This window comes from Citrobacter sp. Cpo221 (assembly GCF_030332345.1).
Lineage (GTDB): Bacteria > Pseudomonadota > Gammaproteobacteria > Enterobacterales > Enterobacteriaceae > Citrobacter > Citrobacter portucalensis.
Genome location: NZ_JAOWIA010000055.1, coordinates 20,588 through 41,601, shown reverse-complemented (window position 1 = coordinate 41,601; position 21,014 = coordinate 20,588). Strand labels below are relative to the sequence as shown.

24 protein-coding genes are annotated in these 21,014 nt (G+C 54.6%); 6 read left to right on the top strand and 18 right to left on the bottom strand.

What is annotated here, in order from left to right; translation table 11 throughout:
- The first annotated feature begins 27 nt into the window (after positions 1 to 27).
- The 3 genes from yjdP to OGY72_RS14160 all read left to right on the top strand — a co-directional run bounded on the left by yjdP (position 28) and on the right by OGY72_RS14160 (position 1,177).
- The gene (yjdP, locus tag OGY72_RS14170; RefSeq protein ID WP_003031807.1) at positions 28 to 357 is read left to right on the top strand and encodes a DDRRRQL repeat protein YjdP; all 330 of its coding nucleotides are present in this window, start codon (positions 28 to 30) and stop codon (positions 355 to 357) included.
- 155 nt (positions 358 to 512) lie between these two features.
- Positions 513 to 815: a type II toxin-antitoxin system RelE/ParE family toxin gene (locus tag OGY72_RS14165; protein ID WP_032942116.1), complete on the top strand. Its 303-nt coding sequence runs from the start codon at positions 513 to 515 to the stop codon at positions 813 to 815.
- A gap of 20 nt (positions 816 to 835) precedes the next feature.
- Positions 836 to 1,177: a HigA family addiction module antitoxin gene (locus tag OGY72_RS14160; protein ID WP_008786950.1), complete on the top strand. Its 342-nt coding sequence runs from the start codon at positions 836 to 838 to the stop codon at positions 1,175 to 1,177.
- 52 nt (positions 1,178 to 1,229) lie between these two features.
- Here the strand turns inward: OGY72_RS14160 and phnP are convergent, their stop codons facing one another.
- From phnP to OGY72_RS14075, 17 genes are all read right to left on the bottom strand, one after another.
- On the bottom strand, positions 1,230 to 1,988 hold the full coding sequence (phnP, locus tag OGY72_RS14155) for a phosphonate metabolism protein PhnP (RefSeq protein WP_148362557.1): 759 nt from the start codon (positions 1,986 to 1,988) through the stop codon (positions 1,230 to 1,232).
- Positions 1,989 to 1,996: 8 nt separating this feature from the next.
- Entirely contained in the window at positions 1,997 to 2,431 is a 435-nt protein-coding gene (gene phnO / locus OGY72_RS14150; protein WP_126319498.1) for an aminoalkylphosphonate N-acetyltransferase, read from the bottom strand.
- The gene (gene phnN / locus OGY72_RS14145) at positions 2,418 to 2,972 is read right to left on the bottom strand and encodes a ribose 1,5-bisphosphokinase (RefSeq protein WP_008786953.1); all 555 of its coding nucleotides are present in this window, start codon (positions 2,970 to 2,972) and stop codon (positions 2,418 to 2,420) included. The genes phnO and phnN overlap by 14 nt, the downstream gene beginning before the upstream one ends.
- Positions 2,973 to 2,974: 2 nt before the next feature.
- Positions 2,975 to 4,111 (bottom strand): alpha-D-ribose 1-methylphosphonate 5-triphosphate diphosphatase, encoded by a 1,137-nt coding sequence (gene phnM, locus OGY72_RS14140; RefSeq protein WP_126319496.1) that lies wholly within the window; start codon positions 4,109 to 4,111, stop codon positions 2,975 to 2,977.
- On the bottom strand, positions 4,108 to 4,794 hold the full coding sequence (gene phnL, locus OGY72_RS14135; RefSeq protein WP_063941249.1) for a phosphonate C-P lyase system protein PhnL: 687 nt from the start codon (positions 4,792 to 4,794) through the stop codon (positions 4,108 to 4,110). Before phnL ends, phnM begins: the two co-directional genes overlap by 4 nt.
- Before the next feature lie 11 nt (positions 4,795 to 4,805).
- Positions 4,806 to 5,183: a hypothetical protein gene (locus OGY72_RS14130; protein ID WP_286548001.1), complete on the bottom strand. Its 378-nt coding sequence runs from the start codon at positions 5,181 to 5,183 to the stop codon at positions 4,806 to 4,808.
- A 74-nt stretch (positions 5,184 to 5,257) separates the two neighbouring features.
- Entirely contained in the window at positions 5,258 to 6,016 is a 759-nt protein-coding gene (phnK, locus tag OGY72_RS14125; RefSeq protein WP_286548000.1) for a phosphonate C-P lyase system protein PhnK, read from the bottom strand.
- On the bottom strand, positions 6,013 to 6,804 hold the full coding sequence (phnJ, locus tag OGY72_RS14120) for an alpha-D-ribose 1-methylphosphonate 5-phosphate C-P-lyase PhnJ (protein WP_286548015.1): 792 nt from the start codon (positions 6,802 to 6,804) through the stop codon (positions 6,013 to 6,015). The genes phnK and phnJ overlap by 4 nt, the downstream gene beginning before the upstream one ends.
- A gap of 46 nt (positions 6,805 to 6,850) precedes the next feature.
- Entirely contained in the window at positions 6,851 to 7,918 is a 1,068-nt protein-coding gene (locus OGY72_RS14115; protein ID WP_126319490.1) for a carbon-phosphorus lyase complex subunit, read from the bottom strand.
- On the bottom strand, positions 7,918 to 8,502 hold the full coding sequence (gene phnH, locus OGY72_RS14110; RefSeq protein WP_126319488.1) for a phosphonate C-P lyase system protein PhnH: 585 nt from the start codon (positions 8,500 to 8,502) through the stop codon (positions 7,918 to 7,920). The genes OGY72_RS14115 and phnH overlap by 1 nt, the downstream gene beginning before the upstream one ends.
- On the bottom strand, positions 8,499 to 8,951 hold the full coding sequence (gene phnG, locus OGY72_RS14105; protein WP_286547998.1) for a phosphonate C-P lyase system protein PhnG: 453 nt from the start codon (positions 8,949 to 8,951) through the stop codon (positions 8,499 to 8,501). The genes phnH and phnG overlap by 4 nt, the downstream gene beginning before the upstream one ends.
- On the bottom strand, positions 8,952 to 9,677 hold the full coding sequence (gene phnF, locus OGY72_RS14100; RefSeq protein ID WP_063941252.1) for a phosphonate metabolism transcriptional regulator PhnF: 726 nt from the start codon (positions 9,675 to 9,677) through the stop codon (positions 8,952 to 8,954).
- A 20-nt stretch (positions 9,678 to 9,697) separates the two neighbouring features.
- A complete protein-coding gene (gene phnE, locus OGY72_RS14095; RefSeq protein WP_016155398.1) occupies positions 9,698 to 10,477 on the bottom strand; it encodes a phosphonate ABC transporter, permease protein PhnE in 780 nt (259 codons plus the stop codon).
- A gap of 133 nt (positions 10,478 to 10,610) precedes the next feature.
- Complete coding sequence (phnD, locus tag OGY72_RS14090) at positions 10,611 to 11,627, bottom strand: phosphonate ABC transporter substrate-binding protein (RefSeq protein ID WP_286547995.1); 1,017 nt, start codon at positions 11,625 to 11,627, stop codon at positions 10,611 to 10,613.
- 23 nt (positions 11,628 to 11,650) lie between these two features.
- Positions 11,651 to 12,439: a phosphonate ABC transporter ATP-binding protein gene (gene phnC, locus OGY72_RS14085; RefSeq protein ID WP_286547993.1), complete on the bottom strand. Its 789-nt coding sequence runs from the start codon at positions 12,437 to 12,439 to the stop codon at positions 11,651 to 11,653.
- Positions 12,440 to 12,571: 132 nt separating this feature from the next.
- Positions 12,572 to 13,021, bottom strand: a complete 450-nt coding sequence (gene yjdN / locus OGY72_RS14080; protein WP_003031832.1) for a VOC family metalloprotein YjdN — start codon at positions 13,019 to 13,021, stop codon at positions 12,572 to 12,574.
- A 139-nt stretch (positions 13,022 to 13,160) separates the two neighbouring features.
- Entirely contained in the window at positions 13,161 to 13,496 is a 336-nt protein-coding gene (locus tag OGY72_RS14075; protein WP_003031835.1) for a zinc ribbon domain-containing protein YjdM, read from the bottom strand.
- 541 nt (positions 13,497 to 14,037) lie between these two features.
- Between OGY72_RS14075 and crfC the strand changes: the two genes are divergently transcribed.
- Together crfC and OGY72_RS14065 are read left to right on the top strand one after the other, a co-directional pair.
- Positions 14,038 to 16,395, top strand: a complete 2,358-nt coding sequence (gene crfC, locus OGY72_RS14070) for a clamp-binding protein CrfC (RefSeq protein ID WP_003826731.1) — start codon at positions 14,038 to 14,040, stop codon at positions 16,393 to 16,395.
- Positions 16,392 to 17,285, top strand: coding sequence for a diguanylate cyclase regulator RdcB family protein (locus OGY72_RS14065; RefSeq protein WP_148362552.1), 894 nt, complete (start codon positions 16,392 to 16,394; stop codon positions 17,283 to 17,285). The genes crfC and OGY72_RS14065 overlap by 4 nt, the downstream gene beginning before the upstream one ends.
- A 30-nt stretch (positions 17,286 to 17,315) precedes the next feature.
- Here the strand turns inward: OGY72_RS14065 and kdgT are convergent, their stop codons facing one another.
- Positions 17,316 to 18,314: a 2-keto-3-deoxygluconate transporter gene (gene kdgT, locus OGY72_RS14060; RefSeq protein ID WP_003826735.1), complete on the bottom strand. Its 999-nt coding sequence runs from the start codon at positions 18,312 to 18,314 to the stop codon at positions 17,316 to 17,318.
- A gap of 699 nt (positions 18,315 to 19,013) precedes the next feature.
- Here kdgT and proP point away from each other — a divergent pair.
- A complete protein-coding gene (proP, locus tag OGY72_RS14055) occupies positions 19,014 to 20,516 on the top strand; it encodes a glycine betaine/L-proline transporter ProP (protein ID WP_003826737.1) in 1,503 nt (500 codons plus the stop codon).
- Positions 20,517 to 21,014 lie beyond the last annotated feature (498 nt).

Genomic DNA, 21,014 nt, shown 5'->3' with positions numbered 1-21,014 from the left:
AGCGAGTTTCTTGATGAGGCTGGTTTTATGCAACGCTCCGCGACATTCCTTCTTTTTAGTTTGCTAATGCTGACCACCGTATCGGCACAGGCGGATATTATCGATGACGCCATTGGTAATATTCAGCAGGCGATTAACGACGCATACAAACCGGACAACGGGCGGGATTATGATGACTCCCGTGATGAAAGCTGGCAGCGCCAGATGAGTGACGACCGGCGCAGGCAATATGACAATCGCCGCCGCCAGTTTGAAGATCGACGTCGCCAACTGGATGACCGTCAGCGCCAACTCGATCAAGAACGGCGTCAGTTAGAAGACGAAGAGCGCAGAATGGAAGAAGATTACGATCGGTAGCGGTAACGATTAAATTTATGGGTATTTTATCTTTCTGGCAGGGATTTACCTGCTCGCCCAACAGCTCACCATTTCATGTTAATGAATGCACTTGAGCACAGTGCATGTATGCACTACAATCTCTCTATGCTTATGGAAAAGGTGTTGGCAATGGAATGTCTAAATCATTAAATATCAGAAATTTTCGGGATACATGGCTTGAAGATTTTTTTGAACGGGCGACATCGCACAGAAAAATACCTGCGGATATTCACACTGCATTAGCCAGAAAGCTGGATATCATTAATGCGGCTGTTTCGCATCGGGATTTGCGCTCGCCACCCGGTAACAGATATGAAGAGTTAACCGGAAAATTACAGGAATATTCTTCAATCAGAGTAAACAAGCAGTACCGATTAATATTTAAATGGATTAATGGTAAGGCCGAAGATGTGTACTTAGATCCACACATCTATTAGAGAAAACGTAAGGTAACGATATGAAACAGGCATCCAGAAAACCAACGACTGTGGGTGATATCCTGCAATATGAATACCTGGAACCGCTTGATCTGAAAATCAACGATCTGGCTGAAATTCTGCATGTTCACCGCAATACAGTGAGCGCACTGGTCAACAATAATCGCAAATTAACAACGGATATGGCGTTTCGTTTGGCAAAAGCGTTCGATACCTCCGTTGATTTCTGGCGTAACCTACAGGCGGCGGTTGACCTGTGGGAAGTTGAAAATGACATGCGGGCGCAAGAAGAACTGAACCGGATTGTTTCAGTTAAAGATTTTATTGCGCAGCGAGATGTCGGCGCAAAAAAAGTCGCTTAATCATCTGTTTGTAGGCCGGATAAGATGTTTTCATCGCATCCGGCAAATTTCCTTACTCCAGCACAATCTCCATTCCGTCATATCCTGCCTCAAACCCTACTGGTAGCGGATGTTCCATCATCCACAGATCAAACTGATGGCTGATATGCGTCAGGATCACCCGTGGGCAGCGGATAACGTCGTTCAACGCGATAACGGTGTTTAAATCACAATGATTGCGCGGTGGCTCGGCGCGCGGGGCATGGCTGCAGTCAATGATAATCACCTGAGGCTGGTTATTGTGGAGAAACTTCAACGTCTTGTCGGGAAGTCCGGCGGTATCGGAGAGCCACGCCACGCGGCTATGTGCGGTCTCCAGCAGATAACCAAACGTCAGCTTTGAATGGTTGAGCGGTAGCGGCGTTACCTGCAATCCTTGCAGATTAAACACCACAAACGGTGCCACGGTATGGCTAAAATCGAGGATGCCCGGATGCTTAAACAGATCGTCGCAACCCTGTTCATCCGGCGGACCGTACACCGGGATGGTCGTCCCCACGCCCCAACGTAGCGGAAACAATCCCTGTACATGATCCATATGATAATGGGTCAGCAGAAACTGCTGGAAGCTGCCCGCCGGCCAGTCGTCCATCAGATGCGGGATCCCCGCGTCCAGCAGCGTCACCGCATTATTGAACTTGACCACCCCGCTACAAGGGCGTCGACGGTATTGCGCCTGTGAGCGTGCTCGTTGGCAGGCCGCACAGTCGCAGCCAAATGTCGGCACCAGCTGTGCGCCGCCCGTTCCCGTCAGCGTAATGGTCAGACTCATGGCTCCCCCTACAACGGTTTGGTGAAGCGAAAATGGCTCATGGTATAGCCTTCACGCTGGTAAAAACGGTGTGCGTCAAGGCGTTGGGTGCTGGTGGAAAGCTCGGTGACTTCTGCGCCCGCTTCGCGCGCGGTGGCTTCGGCCCAGGCCAGTAACTGACTGCCGACCCTTAACCCTCGTGCCTGTGGCATCACCACCAGTTCCTGAATCTCGCCAATCCAGTTGGCGTGGTGCAGATGAAACTGCAGGTGCAGGCCGATCAAGCCGACGACCTGTCCGTCGAGCAGCGCCAGCTGGTAGTGCATATTGGGATCTTGCAGATTTGCGGCGTAGCCAGCGCTAAAGGCCTGCAGATCGAATTGGCCCTGCTTCAACTCACAGACAAGCGCGTAAACCGCATCGGTATCGTATAGCGTGGCGCGGCGTAATTCACAGACAGACATGTTTCTTCTCCTTGCGTCCCATCAGTGTGAGTAGTGTATCGACAGACTGTAGCAAACTTCCATCGTTGTTCAGGACGTGGCAGTCATACGGGGCGTAGCGGGCTGCGCGCTCAAGACGGGCGGCGATTTCCGTTTCGCTCTCCCGTCCACGAGCCTGCAGGCGCTGGCGTAGAATCGCCGGGGAAACCTGTAAGCAAATGGGGAGTAAAGATGTGCCGTAACGGGCCTGCGCCTGGGGCAGATGCGCGCGCGAGCCGTTGACCACCACATCAAAACCGGCGTGTAGCCAGAGGTCAATCTCCACGCCAACGCCGTAGTAGAAGCCATTGGCGTGCCAGCTCAGCGCCAGCAGGTTCTGCCCGGCGCGGGTAAAAAATTCTTGTTCGCTCAGCGCAATATGATTTTCATTCCCGGCGTTGGCGGCGCGGGTGATGTAACGGTGCGCTACCAGCAGTTGCGCCGGTTCCTGCTGGCGGAGTTCGGCCAGCAGACTGTCCTTACCGGAGCCGGATGGCCCCATCAGCCAGATCAGTTTACCCATAGTCAGAATACCCTTTTGCCCTGACGCCAGACGTGATCGATATGGATGTTGCCGCCTTTGCGGTGCGCCAGCACCAGATCCGCGCGTTTGCCTTCGGCAACAACGCCACGATCGTCGAGATTTAATGCCCGTGCCGGATTGCGGGTCACCAGACGAATGGCCTGTGGCAGCGTAAAACGGTTGGCGTCGTCGTCCGCTACGCGAAACGCCGCATCGAGCAGGCTGGCGGGGTAGTAGTCGGAAGAGAGAATATCCAGCAGCCCCAGCTCAGCCAGCTTATGCGCCGCTACGTTGCCGGAGTGAGAACCGCCGCGCACGATGTTGGGCGCGCCCATCAGCACGTTCATACCATGCTGGCGCGAGGCTTCAGCCGCTTCGAAGGTGGTAGGAAATTCGGCGATCACGCTGCCAAGCTGGTGCGATTCCAGCACATGATCATGGGTGGCATCATCATGGCTCGCCAGCGCAATCTGGCGCTCACGACACATCTGGGCAATCGCCGTGCGATTGGGCTGTGACCAACGCGCCGCCAGCGCTAACTGTTCTTCTTCATAGCGGGCCATCTGCTCGTCGGTGAGCGAATACTTACCTTGATAATACTCGCGGTACTTCTCGCGATTGGCGAACTGACGCTGGCCTGGCGAGTGATCCATCAGCGACACCAGCGTTACCGGCTCGCGGCTGACTAGTTTTTCAAACAGCGGCAGGGTAGTGTGATGCGGCAGCTCACAGCGCAGGTGCAGGCGATGCTCGGCGCGATTGACCCCGCGCTTTTGCGTCTCTTCGACCGCATTGATCATCTTCTCCAGATTTTCCAGACGGTCGCCGCCGTCGCGCACATCGCCAATTGCCACCGCGTCCAGTACGGTGGTAATGCCGCTGGCGACCATTAGCGCGTCGTGGCTGCTCATCGCCGAGTGGGCAGGCCAGTCTACCTTTGGGCGCGGGGTGAAAAATTTGTCGAGATTATCGGTATGCAGCTCGATAAGCCCTGGTAGCAGCCAGCCGCCTTCGCCGTCCAGCGCCTCAGGTAGGCTGCTCGGACTTTCTGCAAAGGTGCGAATGACCCCGCCCTCGATTTCCAGCGATCCTTGCACCACTTCATCTTCCAGCACCAGCTTTACATTATTGATAATCATGCTGTTGTTCCCATCAGATGCAGACGATCCGCGACGCGGTCGCGCACGGTTTGATCGTGAAAAATGCCGACAATTGCTGCGCCGCGGGCTTTCGCCTCTTCAATTAATGCGACGACGGCGGCGCTATTTTTGGCGTCCAGCGAGGCGGTAGGCTCATCAAGTAGCAGAATTGGGTAATCGACGATAAACCCGCGAGCGATGTTGACGCGCTGCTGTTCGCCGCCGGAAAAGGTCGACGGCGCCAGGTGCCACAACCGCTCCGGCACGTTCAGGCGGGTAAGCAGGTTAGCTGCTTTGGCTGCACACTCCTCACGGGAGACCCCCAGATCCAGCAGCGGTTGCATCACCACATCCAGCGCGGAAATCCTTGGGATCACGCGCAGGAACTGGCTCACCCAGCCGATGGTTGAACGGCGAACCTCCAGTACTTTGCGCGCCGGGGCCTGCACCAGATCGACCCATTCATCGCTGTGGCGGATGTGGATGCGTCCTTCATCCGGCAGGTAGTTGGCGTACAGCGAACGTAGCAATGTGGATTTGCCGCTGCCCGAGTGACCGTGCAGCACCACGCATTCGCCGCTTTTAACGTCCAGAGTGGCGTTTTGCAGCACCGGTAGACGCACGCCGTTTTGCTGATGCAGGACAAAGGTTTTACTGACATTTTCAACGCGGATCGCGTTCATTTTTAGCCTCTTTAGACATTTTTGCGTTCGATTGCCTGATGCGCTTCGCTTATCAGGCCTACAACCAATGCCGCTCCGTAGGCCGGATAAGGCGTAGCCGCCATCCGGCACAAGCGATGCCGCTCCGTAGGCCGGATAAGGCGTAGCCGCCATCCGGCACAAGCGATGCCGCTCCGTAGGCCGGATAAGGCGTAGCCGCCATCCGGCACAAGCGATGCCGCTCCGTAGGCCGGATAAGGCGTAGCCGCCATCCGGCACAAGCGATGCCGCTCTGTAGGCCGGATAAGGCGTAGCCGCCATCCGGCACAAGCGATGCCGCTCCGTAGGCCGGATAAGGCATAGCCGCCATCCGGCACAAGCGATGCCGCTCCGTAGGCCGGATAAGGCATAGCCGCCATCCGGCACAAGCGATGCCGCTCCGTAGGCCGGATAAGGCATAGCCGCCATCCGGCACAACAAAAAATCAGTTCTGCAACACCGACGACACCAGCAACTGGGTATACGGATGATGCGGATCGTCGAGCACGCGATCGGTTAACCCACTTTCCACCACCTGACCTTGCTTCATCACCAGCAAACGGTCGGCCAGCAGGCGCGCGACGCCCAAATCGTGGGTGACAATCACTACCGCCAGATCCAGTTCCAGCACAAGGCCGCGCAGCAGGTCCAGCAGTTTGGCCTGTACGGAAACGTCCAGCCCGCCGGTAGGTTCGTCCATAAACACCAGTTTGGGATGGGTGACGAGGTTGCGGGCAATCTGAAGGCGCTGCTGCATGCCGCCAGAAAAGGTGGTGGGCAGATCGTCGATACGCGAGGCAGGGATCTCTACCTCCTCCAGCCAGCGCTGAGCGGTGGCGCGGATGTCGCCGTAGTGACGCGCGCCGGTGGCCATCAGGCGTTCGCCGATATTGCCGCCTGCGGAGACCTGACGGCGCAGGCCATCCAGCGGATGCTGATGCACCACGCCCCATTCGGTGCGCAGCAGACGGCGACGGTCGGCCTCGTTCATGCCGTACAGCGAACGGTTCTGATACAAAATCTCACCGCTCTGCGGCGTCAGCCGTGAAGAGATCGATTTCAGCAGCGTGGTTTTGCCGGAACCGGACTCGCCGACGATGCCCAGCACTTCGCCTGGCCACAGGTCAAAAGAGACATCGCTGAAGCCCTTGCCCGGCGCGTAGAGATGGGTCAGGTTGTTGACTGAAAGCAGCGGTTGCGTCATTTGCTGAGGGCCTCGCTCTGTTGGCGGCAGTAGTCGGTGTCGGAGCAGACAAACATGCGTTTGCCGGTGTCATCGAGCACCACTTCATCGAGATAGCTGTGGGTTGAGCCGCAGATGGCACAAGGCTCATCCCAGCTCTGCACGGTAAACGGGTGATCGTCGAAATCGAGGCTTTCCACGCGGGTGTAAGGTGGAACGGCATAGATACGCTTTTCGCGGCCAGCGCCAAACAGTTGCAGGGCCGGCATCATGTCCATCTTTGGATTGTCGAATTTCGGGATGGGCGACGGGTCCATGACGTAGCGGTCATTGACCTTCACCGGATAGGCGTAAGTGGTGGCGATATGGCCGAAGCGGGCGATATCTTCATACAGTTTCACCTGCATGATGCCGTACTCTTCCAGCGCGTGCATAGTGCGAGTTTCCGTTTCACGCGGTTCGATAAAGCGCAGCGGCTCAGGGATCGGTACCTGGAAGATGATTATCTGATCTTCCACCAGCGGTGTTTCCGGGATGCGGTGGCGGGTCTGGATCAGCGTCGCATCTTCCGTACGCTCAGTGGTATTCACTCCGGTCACATGCTTGAAGAAATTACGAATCGACACGGCGTTAGTGGTGTCGTCCGCGCCCTGGTCAATCACCTTCAGCACGTCCGGCTCGCCAATCACGCTGGCGGTAAGTTGAATGCCGCCGGTTCCCCAACCGTAGGGCATCGGCATTTCACGTCCGCCAAACGGGACCTGGTAACCGGGGATCGCTACCGCTTTCAGAATGGCGCGGCGGATCATGCGTTTGGTCTGCTCATCAAGATAGGCAAAGTTGTAGCCGGAGAGGTTAGTGGTCACGGGTGGCCTCCTGTTGCAGGCGTTTGAGCAGTTCCAGTTCGGCCTGGAAATCGACGTAATGGGGAAGTTTTAGGTGCGAAACAAAACCCGCCGCCTCGACGTTATCCGCATGCGCCAGCACGAACTCTTCGTCCTGCGCCGGTCCTGTGACCGTTTCATCGTATTCGGCTGCCTGTAGGGCGCGGTCCACCAGCGCCATCGCCATCGCTTTACGTTCGCTCATACCGAACACCAGCCCGTAGCCGCGGGTAAAATGGGGGGATTCATTTTCTGGCGCGACAAACCCGTTAACCATTTCGCATTCGGTCATCAGCAGTTCGCCGACGTTCACCGCAAATCCCAGCTCTTCTGGTACGGTTTCCAGTGCTACATAGCCACTGCGGATTTCGGCGGCAAACGGGTGGTTGCGCCCGTAACCACGCTGAGTGGAGTAGGCCAGCGCCAGCAAATAGCCTTCGTCGCCGCGCATCAGCTGTTGCAGACGTGAAGCACGTGAGCAGGGGTAAACCGGCGGCGTGCGGGTGATGTCGTCGGGTGTCGCGCCATCATCCTCTTCACTCTTTGCCAGTCCCTGGTTGGCCAGAAGGGAAAAGACGTGTGGGGAGGCATCCTGCGCGCCGTCTGCGCTGCGCAGAGACGGCGTTTCGCCATTGGCCAGCAGGGTAAAATCCAGCAGGCGATGGGTGTAATCATAGGTTGGTCCCAACAGTTGCCCGCCGGGAATATCTTTGTAGACCGCCGAGATTCGGCGCTCAAGGCGCATTTCTGCACTGTTAACCGGTTCACTGACCGCCACTTTTGCCAGCGTAGTGCGGTAGGCGCGGAGCAAGAAGATGGCTTCGACGTTATCACCGCTGGCCTGCTTCAGCGCCAGCGCCGCCAGTTCGCGGTCGGCAATACCGCCTTCGGTCATTACCCGGTCAACGGCGAGGTTCATCTGCTGTTCGATTTGCGCCACGCTCAGTTCAGCAATGGTCTCATCGCCCCGGCGTCGGTTCTCCTGTAGGGCGTGGGCGTTGGCTATCGCCTTTTCGCCCCCTTTGACGGCGACGTACATCAGCACACCTCCACATGGGTGGTTCGCGGAATAGCCAGCAGACGTTCGCCGCAGGTGAGGATCAGATCGACCCCCAGTGGGAACGGGTGCGGGCGTTCGGTGAGTTCGTGAATCAGGCATTCCGGCAGCTGTGGCGCGATCATGCGCTCTTCGGCGATGCCCGCACCGGTCAGACGCAGCATGCGTCCGCCGCTTAAGCCAGAGATCTGCACAATCAGCGTGGCGCTGGTCTCTGGCGCGACGGCGGAACCGGCGGAGAGGGCGTTAAGCTGTTCGCTGCTGATGCGCTCGTCGGCGACGGCAAAGGCCGCCAGCTGCGGCTGATCCACCAGCGGCGCGTTGGTGTGAAAACGCAGGTTCTGGCGGGCGATATCGTTATCCATCGACGGCGCCAGCCAGACCGGCGTGTCGCCATCGACCAGGGTCAGCAGCACGCTGGTGGTCGCCAGACCCAGCGGCTGCCAGCCGTGTTTCAGTTGATGGAGGGCGACGATTACGCCCGGTTCGCTCATGGCTTTCAGCAGGCGACGAAAGCTCTGCTGAGCATCCTGAACGGGTAAATTAAAAGCGGTCTGTAAAGTCATGCGTTATCTCCGCGTACCAGCGTGAAGAAGTCGACCCGGCTGGCGTTGACTTCGGCACGGCGTGCGTTAATCAGCGCATCGCGTTCCGCTTCCAGCGGGGCAATTAAGGTTTCCATTAGGTTCTGGAAATGCGTTTGTTCCTGCAGCAGCGCGTCAATCACCGCGCACTGCTCGGCATGTTGTTTGTTGCGTCCCTGCAGGTAGCTGTAACCCAGCGTGCCGCTCTTCAGGCGTACTACTGCGCGGGTAAGCGTAGTGTCACCGGCAAAGAAGCGGTTACCGGTACCGCCCATACGGGCCTGGATCTGCATCAGTCCGCTTTCCGGAGCGCGGATAAGTTCATAGTCCGGCGTCAGCTTGAGCGCGGTGATGCGGGCGTTCAGGGCATCGGCATTGCTGTATGCCAGCGCGCGCATCCAGCGCTGGCGGGTGGCGGTATCGAAATGCATTCAGTGCTCCATAGTGAATTCGATCATGTCGGCGCGGGTCAGGCTGACGGAGTATTCCGCCGCGTGTTCTTCGCCTTCACGGTGGTTCAGGGTGCGCACGCATAGCAGCGGCGCCATATTGGGGATTTCCAGCACCTTGCTCTCTTTGGCCTGCGCGCGGCGGGCGCTGATGCGCGTTTGCGTGCGTAGCAGCCTCAGACCGGACTGTTCGCGCAGGTAGTCATGCAGCGAACCGCTGTTGAAGCCTTGCAGCAGCGGCCACAGCGAGAGGTCGGAAAAATAGTGGTCGATCTGGCACAGTGCGATGCCGTTAACCCGGCGCAGGGTGCGCAGGTGAATCACGTTATCGCCCTCGTTTATGCTGAGCGCATCGGCAATGTGGCTGGAGGCCGGACGCAGCACCGCCAGCAGTTTTTCGCTGGTGGGATGGCTGCCCTGGTCCAGCAGATTCTGACTAAAGCGCGCCTGGGCATTAAGCGGGTAATCGAACGGGCGCATCAGCACCAGCACGCCGACGCCCTGACGACGCTGAACCCAACCGCGTTCAACCAACTGGTCAATGGCGCGGCGCAGGGTGTGGCGGTTTACCTCGTAGCGCGCGGCAAGCTGATGCTCGGCGGGCAGATAGTCACCGCAGCGATAATGTTGACGTAGCTCCTGCTCAAGTCTCGCGGCAATTTCCTGATAACGCGTTGGATAACTGGTCGGATGTGTAGACAAGTGCATAGCAATCAATGCCTCGCTAATCAGATAAAGTGCTTACGCAAACGCTGGGAAAGAAAATCCAGCAGGCTGACGGTGACGATGATTAACACCATCAGGGCGCAGGTTTGCTGGAACTGAAAGCCGCGAATCGCTTCCCATAAGGTCACGCCAATACCGCCTGCACCCACCATTCCGACCACTGTGGCCGAGCGAACGTTGGATTCAAAGCGATACAGCGAGTAGGAGATAAGCAGCGGCATGACCTGTGGCAGAACGCCGTACAGAATCTCTTCAATTTTGTTGGCACCGGTGGCGCGAATGCCTTCTACCGGACCTGGCTCAATAGCTTCTACTGCTTCGGAAAGCAGCTTGGAGAGTACCCCGGTAGTGTGGATAAACAGCGCCATCACCCCGGCGAATGGGCCTAACCCGACGGCGACCACGAACAGCATGGCGAAGACCATTTCATTGATGGCGCGGCAGGCGTCCATCAGGCGACGCATCGGCTGGTAAATCCACCACGGGACCAGGTTATCGGCGCACATCAGGCCGAAGGGGATCGACAGCACAACGGCGAGGGCGGTACCCCAGACGGCAATTTGCAGAGTGACGGCCATTTCACCGAGATAGTCCTGCCACTGGCTGAAGTCCGGCGGGAAGAAGTCGGCGGCGAAGGTCGCCATATTGCCGGAATCCTGGATTAGCGTGAGCGGAGCCATTTCGGCACCTTTCCACGAGACTACCAGTACGGCGAGAAGAATGGCCCAGCTCAGCAACGAGAACCAGCTACGTTTGGGCGGGGCGACGGTGATGGTTTGCATGTTTAGCTCCTGGGTGTCGATGTTTCGGGTCTGTTGTAGGCCGGATAAGGTGCTGGCACCGCCATCCGGCATGTAATCCTTTGCATTGCCTGATGGCGCTGCGCTTATCAGGCCTACAATTTGGGCACCAGGGTTACTGCACCGCTTTGGTGACGCTGGTCATAGCGCCCAGTGCGGCGGTCAGACGGTCAAGGTCATCGAGCTGCGCTTTCAGCACCGAGGTTTTGCTGGTTTTCTCTTCCTCGTTCAGCCCTTTGTTGTCCCTCACACCCTGCATCTCTTTAAACAGCGCCAGCTGGCGAATCGGCACCAGTTGCAGATCGCTGGAGGCGCGGAACGGTGCCCATCCCAGGCGTTCCAGTACGGTTTTCTGTTCCGGTGTTTTTCCGTAATTCATAAAGAAGTCGTACACCTTGTCCTTGGTGGTTTCGGAAAGGTTTTTACGCCAGACGATCGGATCGCCCGGGATCAGTGGCGACTTCCAGATCACCTTCAGCTCTTTCAGTTTTTCCGGCGCGGAAGTTTTCAGCTTGTCGAGGTTTTCGGTGTTGTTGGTGGCGACATCGACCTGCTTGTTGGCGACGGCCAGCGCGTTGGTTTCGTGTCCGGCGTTAACGGTGCGTTTGAAGTCGCTGGCGGAGATGTTGTTTTTGGCGAAGACGTAGTAGCCGGGGACGAGGAAGCCTGACGTTGAGTTAGGATCGCCGTTGCCGAAGGTCAGATCCTTACGTTTAGCGATCAGATCGTTCAGGTTATTGATCGGACTGTCTTTGTTAACGATCAACACGCTCCAGTAACCCGGGGATCCGTCGGCGGCAACGGTCTGGGCAAACACTTGCCCGTTAGCGCGATCCACCGCTTCCATTGCCGAGAGGTTGCCGTACCAGGCGATATCAACTTTGTTAAAGCGCATTCCCTGGATGATCCCGGCGTAGTCCGGGGCGAAGAAGGCGTTCACTTTCACGCCCAGTGATTTTTCCATGTCCTTCAGGAACGGTTCCCACTGCGGTTTCAGGTTTTGCTGTGATTCGGTCGAAATAATGCCAAAGTTCAGCGCTTTTTCCTGCTCTTCGGCATGGGCCGGGGTGAGCAGTGTGCTGAGACTAAACATGCTGGTGAAGGCCAGCGCGGCAATTGTTCTATAACTCATTTCCATTCCTCATTGTGGGGATGTCAGGCAGCCTGCGCGCTCTGTTCGATGCGGTTCATGCTGCGGTAGAGATGGTCAAAACGATCGTTATCAAAATGCTGGCTGCTGCCATCAAAGAAGACGTTGCCCTGGCGCAGCGCGACGATGCGTTCGCAGTAGCGCAGGGCGTAATCCACCTGATGCAGCGTGACGACCACGGTGATGCCGTCGGTCTGGTTTATGTCGCGTAGGGTGTCCATCACGATGCGTGCGGATTCCGGGTCCAGCGAGGCTATCGGCTCGTCGGCGAGGATCACTTTGGCCTGCTGCATCAGCGCGCGGGCAATTGCAACGCGTTGCTGCTGACCGCCCGAAAGCGTGGAAACGCGCTGGTATGCAAAATGCGCCATGCCCACGCGGGTCAGCGCCTGTAATGCACGCTGTTTTTGTTCCTGGCTAAACCAGCTAAAACAGGTACGCCAGAACGGCGTGCTGCCGAGCGCGCCAATCAGGACGTTCTCCAGCACCGTCAGGCGGTTCACCAGATTGAATTGCTGGAAGATGTAGCCGGTGTGGGCGCGGCTTTTACGGATATCGCGCGCCAGGCGGCCTTCATGTTGAACGGTGCGGCCCAGCAGCTCGACGCGGCTACCGGGGGATTTATCACCGGTGATCAAACCGCTTAAATGACGTAAAAGGGTGGATTTGCCGGAGCCAGACGGCCCAAGCAGAGCCACCATCTCACCGGAACAGATGTTCAGATCAACCGCATTGAGCGCCTGATGTTGAATGAAGGACTTGGAGAGTTTCTCGACGCGAATAATCGTTTGCATGATGCGGCCTCCCTAAAAAAGTGGCCCCATCGTGGCGGATTAATGTGACGTTTTCGTTAAGGGATGGTTACTCGACGATGAAGAGTTGAGCGATATTTGATGACAGTACGGGAGGGCTGGCCTCCCGTTATATTACTCTGTAGGGGGTTGCTGTTGTTTGACGACGTTGATCATCCACGGCACGCCATACTGGTCGCTCACTTTACCGAAACCGTGGGCCCAGAAGGTTTCCTGCCAGTCCATTTCGATTTTTCCGTTTGCTGCCAGGTTATCAAACCAGCGTTTGCCTTCATCGACGTTTTGCGTGTCGAGCACCAGCGTAAAGCCAGAGTAGTGAGCATTTCCGTCCGGGGCGCTATCGCTCATCATGATGTCACTACCCGCAACGCGCAGGTTGGCGTGGGCGATGGCGGTATCGGGGAATTTCATGCCTGAAGGGCAACCATCTTCGCTATCCTGCGCCGATTTGGGCATTTCACCGAAGTTGATTTTGTAGAGTAGCTCAGCGCCTAACGTTTTTTGATAGTAGGCGATAGCGTCAGCGCAGTTGCCTGCAAAGGAGATATAGGGACTTAACGGCATAATCTTTACCTCAGGTAAAAGAAGCCAATTAAGTGTAGTTAGCGTCTGCAAAAATAAACCAGGCGGGAAGTATGAGCTTCCCGCCTGGCAGAAGAGCTGGTGTTGACCTGATTAGCGTCGCGCTATCAGGCAAATTGCATCAGTTCTTTTTCACAAACTCAGATTTCAGCTTCATTGGGCCAAAGCCATCGATTTTGCAATCGATGTTGTGGTCGCCTTCAACCAGACGAATGTTTTTCACTTTGGTACCGATCTTCAGCATGGAAGAGCTACCTTTTACTTTCAGATCTTTCACGACGGTAACGCTGTCGCCGTCAGCCAGCAGGTTGCCGTTGGCATCTTTAACGATCAGTTCGTCGCTGTCCTGCGCCGGTTCAGCATCGTTCCATTCGTGAGCGCATTCCGGGCAGATGAACATGCCGTTATCTTCGTAAGTGTATTCGGAGTTGCATTGCGGGCAGTGTGGTAATGACATGTGGATTTCCTCAAAAGTCAGCAGGGGCAAATGCGCCCAAAAAATGGCAGATTGCCGAAAAAGGCCGCAATTATACATAAAATCCCTGCTTTTGTCGGGACTACTGCGTGATTACGCAAAATGATCTGCTGTAAAGACCCTCTGCTTTCACCTCAATGAAAGTATGGCGGAATATTTTTTAAGGGAAATTGCTACGCTTAGATATTTAAGATAAGGTGAGGCGAAATATCTGATATTCATAGGTAACATTGCTTAGAAATGCCTAAGTCATTGTGATTGAATATCATTGAACCTCTTAAATTTAGTAGGGGGATTCCGCTGGCATTTTTTAAAACTGAACTACGCTGTTTATCTTTCTTACTTATTTTCATAAGTGAGAGGCATCAGGCCAGCGGTTATACACCAAATTTATTTTAATAATATCAATTGGTTGTTTTGATTTTAATTATTTCTATACGTAATTATAAAAGCCAAAAAATCTATAAATAAAACGATTGGGCTAAATAAAAGCAATGCCATTTGCGTTAAGGAAAAATTTTCCATGCACACACAGACAATATATGAATTAAGTCAGGAAGCGGAACGCTTGCTGATGCTCTCGCTTGAACATCTCAGGCAATTGCAAAAATTGCCCGTGACCTCGTTGGATGATGTCGCGCTAAAACAAGGAGAGCATAGCAGTCAGGTTGTTCAGCCCCTGCATTTCAGCGCGCGTGGCATGGATGTCCAGCAAGCAACGCTCAATAATGAGCTGCGCAAGATTACGCGTCTGGAAATGGTGCTGGCGATTGTTGGCACGATGAAAGCGGGAAAATCGACGACGATTAACGCCATTGTAGGTACAGAAGTTTTACCTAATCGTAATCGCCCCATGACGGCGTTACCAACGCTAATACGCCATACGCCGGGGCAGAAAGAGCCGGTGCTGCATTTTTCACATGTCGCGCCGATCGATGCCTTAATGAAGGTTTTGCAGCAGCGCGTGCGCGAGTGCGATCGCCTGCGTCTTACGCAGACCCTGGAAATTGACAAGGATATGAATGTTCTGCTGCAACATATTGAAAATGGTGTGGCATTTGAACGGTATTATCTTGGTGCACAGCCTATTTTCCATTGCCTTAAAAGCCTCAACGACCTGGTGCGCCTGTCAAAAGCATTGGATGTTGATTTTCCTTTTGCCGCCTATGCCGCGATTGAGCATATTCCGGTTATTGAGGTTGAATTTGTCCATTTGGCCGGACAGGCAAGCTACCCAGGGCAATTAACGCTGCTGGATACCCCGGGGCCGAACGAGGCGGGACAACCGCACTTACAAAAAATGCTCAATGAACAGTTGGTGCGGGCCTCTGCGGTGCTGGCGGTGTTGGATTACACCCAACTGAAATCGATTTCCGATGAGGAAGTGCGTCAGGCGATTATGGCGGTCGGCAAGTCAGTACCGCTGTATGCGCTGGTGAACAAGTTCGATCAGAAAGATCGCAACAGTGACGATGAAGAGCAGGTGCGGGCGTTGATTTCCGGCACGTTGATGCAAGGCGGAATCTCCCCTGAAAGAATTTATCCGGTCTCCTCAATGTGGGGCTATCTGGCAAACAGGGCGCGTCATGAGCTGACGACGCGCGGGCGACTGCCGGATCATCAGGAGCAACGTTGGGTGCAGGATTTTGCCGAAGCGGCGCTTGGCAGACGCTGGCGCACCACCGATCTTGACGATACGGAACACATCCGCCATGCCGCCGACCTGTTGTGGGAAGACTCGCTGTTTGAACAGCCGATCCAGAAAGTGATTCACGCCGCTTATGCCAATGCTTCGCTGTATGCGCTTCGCTCAGCGTCACATAAGTTATTGAACTATGCACAAAGCGTGCACGAATATCTGGAATTTCGCGCCCATGGGTTAACGGTCGCCTATGACAAACTGCGGCTGAACATCACGCATATTGAAGAGGATATGCAGCAGTTAGAAGTGAGCCAGGGGCGGGTGAGCGATGAAGTCAGCCATGAAGTAGAACTGGCGCTGGAGGCTGCTGCTGCCTATCTCAGTGAGCAACAAACCGAGATTCTTTGCGGTATCAACACGTTCTTTGTCAAAGAAAACGTCCTGATGATGTCACAACACGGTCTGGGGAATGCTGTGAATACGGCAGAAATGGCCGGAGAGATGTTGGTGTTGCATGATGAAGGGCAGGCGAAAATTGTGTTAGATAAAATTCGCTCGTCCTGTGAGGGGGTATTGCTGGCGGCGCAGGAAAGCATCAGCCGGGACTTAGCCCTGCGTTTTGAACAGCTTGAGTCGACGCTCTCCCGGGCGCTAAATGACGCGATGCGGCCAATTGAGCAAAGGGTGAAGGAGGAGCTAAACCACGCCGGTTTTCGTGCGCGGATCCGTTTTCCAGCGTTCCATACGGCGATGTTTAATTTCAATACCCGCCAATTGTTTAACGAGGCCATTGAGCAGGATATTCCGGCAGAAAATGCGCCGTCTACTGGCGGTGTGGTGCGTGACACTTTCTCTCGTTGGCTAAATCAACCCAACTGGGGATGGAATGATTACGTCGAAACAAAAACGCGTTATCTCATAGATATGGGCGCATTGCATAAGAATCTTGTGCAGTACGTCTCCCAGTTTTGCCAACAAATTCGTAAAGCTTTAGCTGCTCAGGTCGATATCTCCGTTACGGCTGGCATGGCCACATTTTTTGCTGATTTCTCTCTGTGCCTGGCGCAATTGCAGGCGAGTCTGAGTGAGAGTCTGACGCTACGCCAACAAAATGAATCCGCGGTGAATGCAATGAATGAGCAATTGCAGCAGCGCATTACGATTGCGGCATGGCTTTATGAAGATTCCCGTTTGCTGCGTGACGATATCAATACCCTTTTTGCAACCGAGCACACATGACTAACGTTTTACTGGAAGGCCCCGGGAGGACGCTGGAGTGTGTCTACCCGAAGTTTATGGTCGATCTGGTTCAGGGAGATGAAACCAAACGTTCCGGCGGTTTTCTGCAACAGCAGCAGCGGCTGCGCGCGCGTCTGACGCAGGAGGTGTTATCCCAGACGCAACTGCGTGCGTGGGTGATGGCAGGAGTGTCCAGCGAACATCTGGTGATGCGCCTTAAGCTGGTGGAGAAGCTGGCAGGCATGATTGACCCGGGTCATCTGGCGCTGGTACGGATCGCCGAAGGGCTAATATTTTTGCAACAAACAGAACACCCGCGTGGGCTTTCAACCCCCGGTCTTTTACAGCAAATAAATTCACTGACTGATTGGTTTACCCAACGCGCGGCGTATAAAGAGAAGGCGCTGACCCAGCGCGGCCTGACGGTTCAGGCGGGCGAGCATAGCGAACAAATTTTTACCCGCTGGCGGGCTGGCGCGTATGACGGCTGGTCGTTACCAGGACGCTGTTTTGTTGCGCTGGAGGAGCTACGTTGGGGAGCTTTTGGTGATGCCTGCCGGTTAGCGAATGCCGATGTGGTGTTAATGCTAAAAGACAACCTGCGAACCATGGCTGCTCAGGCATTGGCGGACAGCGTGAATGCAGCGCCCGCTACGCGTCATTACTATCATCATTGGCTCAGCACGCCAGCTGTCGGCGGATCGGGCGAGTATAACGATATGCTGAGCTGGCTGGGGAGCTGGTGCGATGCGCAACGTCATCCTGTGAGCTGGTCGGTGACGCAGCGTTGGCAAAATGTGGCGCTGGGAATGCCGCGATTGTGTTCGGCAAAGCGGCTGGTCGATGCGATGGTTGAGGAGATTTTTGCACCGACCCTGCTCGTCAATTGAGCAGGGCTGGTGAGTAGGATAAAGGCAGGTTTAGTGGTGCAGAGAGTCTGCCGGGGTGGCCACTGCTTCGTTGGCGACCAGGTTTTTATTAAAACGTTTGGCGTACAGCGCGGTGATAATCGGCACCAGAATGGCGGTGACAATTACGCTGGCGGCAACCAGCGCCGTAGCGGATGCGGCAACCGGTTCGAACGCCGGGTTAATCTGGGCGATAATCACCGGGTTTGCTACCGCAGCACCTGCTGCTGAGGAGGCTGCGACGCCTGCCGTACCGTTCCCGCCACCAATAACACGGTCAGCAATAATCAGCGGAATACCGGTGATGACGATAACCGCGACGCCCAGCAGGATACCCAGCAGACCGGTATCAACGATCACGCTCAGGTTAATAGTGTTACCCAACGCGAAGCCGAAGAACGGGATCAGCACCGGTGTGGCTTTGCTGAAGAAAGAACGCAGGTCGTGATCCAGGTTGCCTAACGTAAAACCAATCAGGAACGGTAATACCGCGCCGATGAAATGGTGTGGCTCGAAGGAGGCCAGACCCGCGGAGCCGAGGATCACCATGGTCATTAACGGACCGGATTCCAGAGACATCAACACAAATGCGCCGGACTCTTCTTTGGTGCCGTACTGGTTCATCAGGCTGGCGTACAAACCACCGTTGGTCATGTCCATTGCGGAGACAATTGCCAAAACTGAGAGGCCTGCAAAGAACCCGGTTTGAATACCGGTATCAGGAATAAATGAAGCAGCAATCATTGCCACTACCCACGCCACGGCTATTTTGGTTATTACCAGCGTACCGGACTTGCGTAATACCGTACCGGTCGCCCGTAAATCAATAGATGCGCCGATACAAAAAAACCACACTGCCAGAATCGGTACCGTTCCGCTGATCATTCCTTTGGTAAACGAACCGAAATACGCACCGGTATCCGGGGCTAACGTATTTAACACTGCGCCTAATAACAGAGGAATCAACATCATTCCGCCGGGGATGCGTTCAATCGTGGCTTTAATTTTCATAAACGTCCTCATGTCTTGTCGCTGCTAAAACTCGCGCAAGAGGGTAAAAATTAATAAATTCAAATGGTTACTGATGTTTCTTAACAAAGAAAATCGCTATCTCTTTGTTTTATAAAATCTAACGCGGCATACGTTGAGCGTGTTGCTGCTCCCAGGGATATTGCGTCTGGAATTAGTTTGCATTCATGGGAACATTGATTCAATCAAAATAAAACGATGTTTTAGTTATCTTCGTCACATATTCCAAGCAAAAGTTCTCGGTCGCTCTGATTATTAAAAAAGCTGTGATCTTTTTGTGAAGGGATTAGGTGGTTTTTTTGCTAGCAGAATAATAGTGACCGCTGTGATTGTTGGTGCAATAAAGCGATTTATTTTTGTATTTAATTGTCATTAAATCGCAAGCATTACATGTAAAAAAGCTGACTAAGAATGACCTAATTTACGCATGTTGACGAAATGAAAAACTATATGTGAAGTTGATCACAAATTTAAACGCTGTTAGGGTAAAGAGGTCATTAACCGCCCAATCAGGCGTCAACAGGTTCGGTTGTACTGTGCGTTTCTCGTCAGTGTAAGTAAACCTGCTACGCTTGTTACAGGGAATGCGCCTGTGCGTTCCCCGCTCGGTGATGACCCTGACGCATGGGCGTTGGGGGACTCGAACTGGAGCGTGACAGGGCTAAGTCTATGAGGACGAGTATGCTAAAAAGGAAAAAAATAAAACCAATAACGCTGCGCGACGTTACCATCATTGATGACGGTAAATTGCGAAAAGCCATTACCGCAGCGTCGTTAGGTAATGCGATGGAGTGGTTCGATTTTGGTGTTTATGGATTTGTTGCTTACGCATTAGGTAAAGTGTTCTTCCCGGGGGCTGACCCCAGCGTGCAGATGGTTGCCGCACTCGCCACCTTCTCTGTTCCCTTTCTGATTCGACCGCTTGGCGGATTGTTCTTCGGTATGCTTGGCGATAAATATGGTCGCCAGAAGATACTCGCTATCACCATTGTAATTATGTCGATCAGTACCTTCTGTATCGGTCTTATTCCCTCGTATGCCTCAATTGGTATCTGGGCACCGATTCTGCTGTTGCTGTGTAAGATGGCGCAGGGGTTCTCGGTCGGCGGAGAGTATACCGGGGCATCGATTTTTGTCGCAGAGTACTCGCCAGACCGTAAGCGCGGATTTATGGGCAGTTGGCTGGACTTCGGCTCGATTGCCGGGTTTGTGCTGGGCGCGGGCGTGGTGGTCCTGATCTCAACTATCGTCGGCGAGGATAACTTCCTTGAGTGGGGCTGGCGTATTCCGTTCTTCCTGGCGCTACCGTTAGGGCTGATTGGTCTGTACCTGCGCCATGCGCTGGAAGAGACGCCGGCGTTCCAGCAGCACGTGGATAAACTGGAGCAGGGCGATCGTCAGGGTCTGCAGGAAGGTCCTAAGGTCTCGTTTAAAGAGATTGCAACTAAGCACTGGCGCAGCCTGTTGGCATGTGTTGGTCTGGTGATTGCCACCAACGTCACCTACTACATGCTGCTCACCTATATGCCGAGCTATCTGTCGCATAACCTGCATTACTCTGAAGACCATGGCGTGTTGATTATTATCGCCATCATGATTGGTATGCTGTTTGTGCAGCCGATTATGGGGTTGCTCAGCGACCGCTTCGGGCGTCGTCCGTTTGTGATCATGGGCAGTATTGCGCTGTTTGTGCTGGCGATTCCGGCATTTATTCTGATTAACAGTAACGTCATCGGCCTGATTTTCGCCGGATTGTTGATGTTGGCGGTGATCCTCAACTGCTTTACCGGGGTGATGGCGTCAACGTTACCAGCGATGTTCCCGACGCATATTCGCTACAGTGCGCTGGCCGCCGCGTTTAATATCTCGGTATTAATCGCCGGTCTGACTCCGACATTGGCCGCATGGCTGGTGGAAAGCTCGCAGAATCTGATGATGCCTGCTTATTATCTGATGGTGATTGCGGTAGTAGGTTTGATTACCGGCGTGACCATGAAAGAGACGGCTAATCAGCCGCTGAAAGGCGCGACACCTGCTGCTTCGGATATTCAGGAAGCGAAAGAGATCCTCGGCGAACACTACGATAACATTGAACAGAAAATCGAAGATATCGATCAGGAAATTGCTGAGCTACAGGTTAAGCGCACGCGTCTGGTGCAGCAGCATCCGCGTATTGAAGAGTAACTGTGTTATTGCCTGATGGCACTACGTTTATCAGGCCTACGGGCAGCGTTGTACTCAGTAGGCCGGATAAGGCGCTAGCCGCCATCCGGCGCATGGCCTGGACATTCGTGTTATTGCCTGATGTCACTACGTTTATCAGGCCTACGGGCAGCGTTGTACTCAGTAGGCCGGATAAGGCGTTAGCCGCCATCCGGCGCATGGCCTGGACATTCGTGTTATTGCCTGATGGCACTACGTTTATCAGGCCTACGGGCAGCGTTGTACTTAGTAGGCCGGATAAGGTGCTAGCCGCCATCCGGCGCATGGCCTGGACATTCGTGTTAATGCCTGATGGCATTACGCTTATCAGGCCTACGGGCAGCGTTGTACTCAGTAGGCCGGATAAGGCGTTAGCCGCCATCCGGCGCATGGCCTGGATATTCGTGTTATTGCCTGATGGCACTACGTTTATCAGGCCTACGGGCAGCGTTGTACTTAGTAGGCCGGATAAGGTGCTAG

Bases quoted from the DNA above. Each gene is read 5' to 3' on its own strand.
- phnG (WP_286547998.1), bottom strand. From the start codon at position 8,951: ATGCATTTCGATACCGCCACCCGCCAGCGCTGGATGCGCGCGCTGGCA.
- phnD (WP_286547995.1), bottom strand. From the start codon at position 11,627: ATGAGTTATAGAACAATTGCCGCGCTGGCCTTCACCAGCATGTTTAGT.
- OGY72_RS14130 (WP_286548001.1), bottom strand. From the start codon at position 5,183: ATGCCTTATCCGGCCTACGGAGCGGCATCGCTTGTGCCGGATGGCGGC.
- OGY72_RS14160 (WP_008786950.1), top strand. From the start codon at position 836: ATGAAACAGGCATCCAGAAAACCAACGACTGTGGGTGATATCCTGCAA.
- phnP (WP_148362557.1), bottom strand. From the start codon at position 1,988: ATGAGTCTGACCATTACGCTGACGGGAACGGGCGGCGCACAGCTGGTG.
- OGY72_RS14165 (WP_032942116.1), top strand. From the start codon at position 513: ATGTCTAAATCATTAAATATCAGAAATTTTCGGGATACATGGCTTGAA.
- phnK (WP_286548000.1), bottom strand. From the start codon at position 6,016: ATGACGCAACCGCTGCTTTCAGTCAACAACCTGACCCATCTCTACGCG.
- phnL (WP_063941249.1), bottom strand. From the start codon at position 4,794: ATGAACGCGATCCGCGTTGAAAATGTCAGTAAAACCTTTGTCCTGCAT.
- phnO (WP_126319498.1), bottom strand. From the start codon at position 2,431: ATGTCTGTCTGTGAATTACGCCGCGCCACGCTATACGATACCGATGCG.
- phnN (WP_008786953.1), bottom strand. From the start codon at position 2,972: ATGGGTAAACTGATCTGGCTGATGGGGCCATCCGGCTCCGGTAAGGAC.
- crfC (WP_003826731.1), top strand. From the start codon at position 14,038: ATGCACACACAGACAATATATGAATTAAGTCAGGAAGCGGAACGCTTG.
- OGY72_RS14115 (WP_126319490.1), bottom strand. From the start codon at position 7,918: ATGTACGTCGCCGTCAAAGGGGGCGAAAAGGCGATAGCCAACGCCCAC.
- phnJ (WP_286548015.1), bottom strand. From the start codon at position 6,804: ATGATCCGCCGCGCCATTCTGAAAGCGGTAGCGATCCCCGGTTACCAG.
- phnE (WP_016155398.1), bottom strand. From the start codon at position 10,477: ATGCAAACCATCACCGTCGCCCCGCCCAAACGTAGCTGGTTCTCGTTG.
- phnM (WP_126319496.1), bottom strand. From the start codon at position 4,111: ATGATTATCAATAATGTAAAGCTGGTGCTGGAAGATGAAGTGGTGCAA.
- yjdP (WP_003031807.1), top strand. From the start codon at position 28: ATGCAACGCTCCGCGACATTCCTTCTTTTTAGTTTGCTAATGCTGACC.
- phnC (WP_286547993.1), bottom strand. From the start codon at position 12,439: ATGCAAACGATTATTCGCGTCGAGAAACTCTCCAAGTCCTTCATTCAA.
- phnH (WP_126319488.1), bottom strand. From the start codon at position 8,502: ATGACTTTACAGACCGCTTTTAATTTACCCGTTCAGGATGCTCAGCAG.
- kdgT (WP_003826735.1), bottom strand. From the start codon at position 18,314: ATGAAAATTAAAGCCACGATTGAACGCATCCCCGGCGGAATGATGTTG.
- proP (WP_003826737.1), top strand. From the start codon at position 19,014: ATGCTAAAAAGGAAAAAAATAAAACCAATAACGCTGCGCGACGTTACC.
- yjdN (WP_003031832.1), bottom strand. From the start codon at position 13,021: ATGCCGTTAAGTCCCTATATCTCCTTTGCAGGCAACTGCGCTGACGCT.
- OGY72_RS14075 (WP_003031835.1), bottom strand. From the start codon at position 13,496: ATGTCATTACCACACTGCCCGCAATGCAACTCCGAATACACTTACGAA.
- OGY72_RS14065 (WP_148362552.1), top strand. From the start codon at position 16,392: ATGACTAACGTTTTACTGGAAGGCCCCGGGAGGACGCTGGAGTGTGTC.
- phnF (WP_063941252.1), bottom strand. From the start codon at position 9,677: ATGCACTTGTCTACACATCCGACCAGTTATCCAACGCGTTATCAGGAA.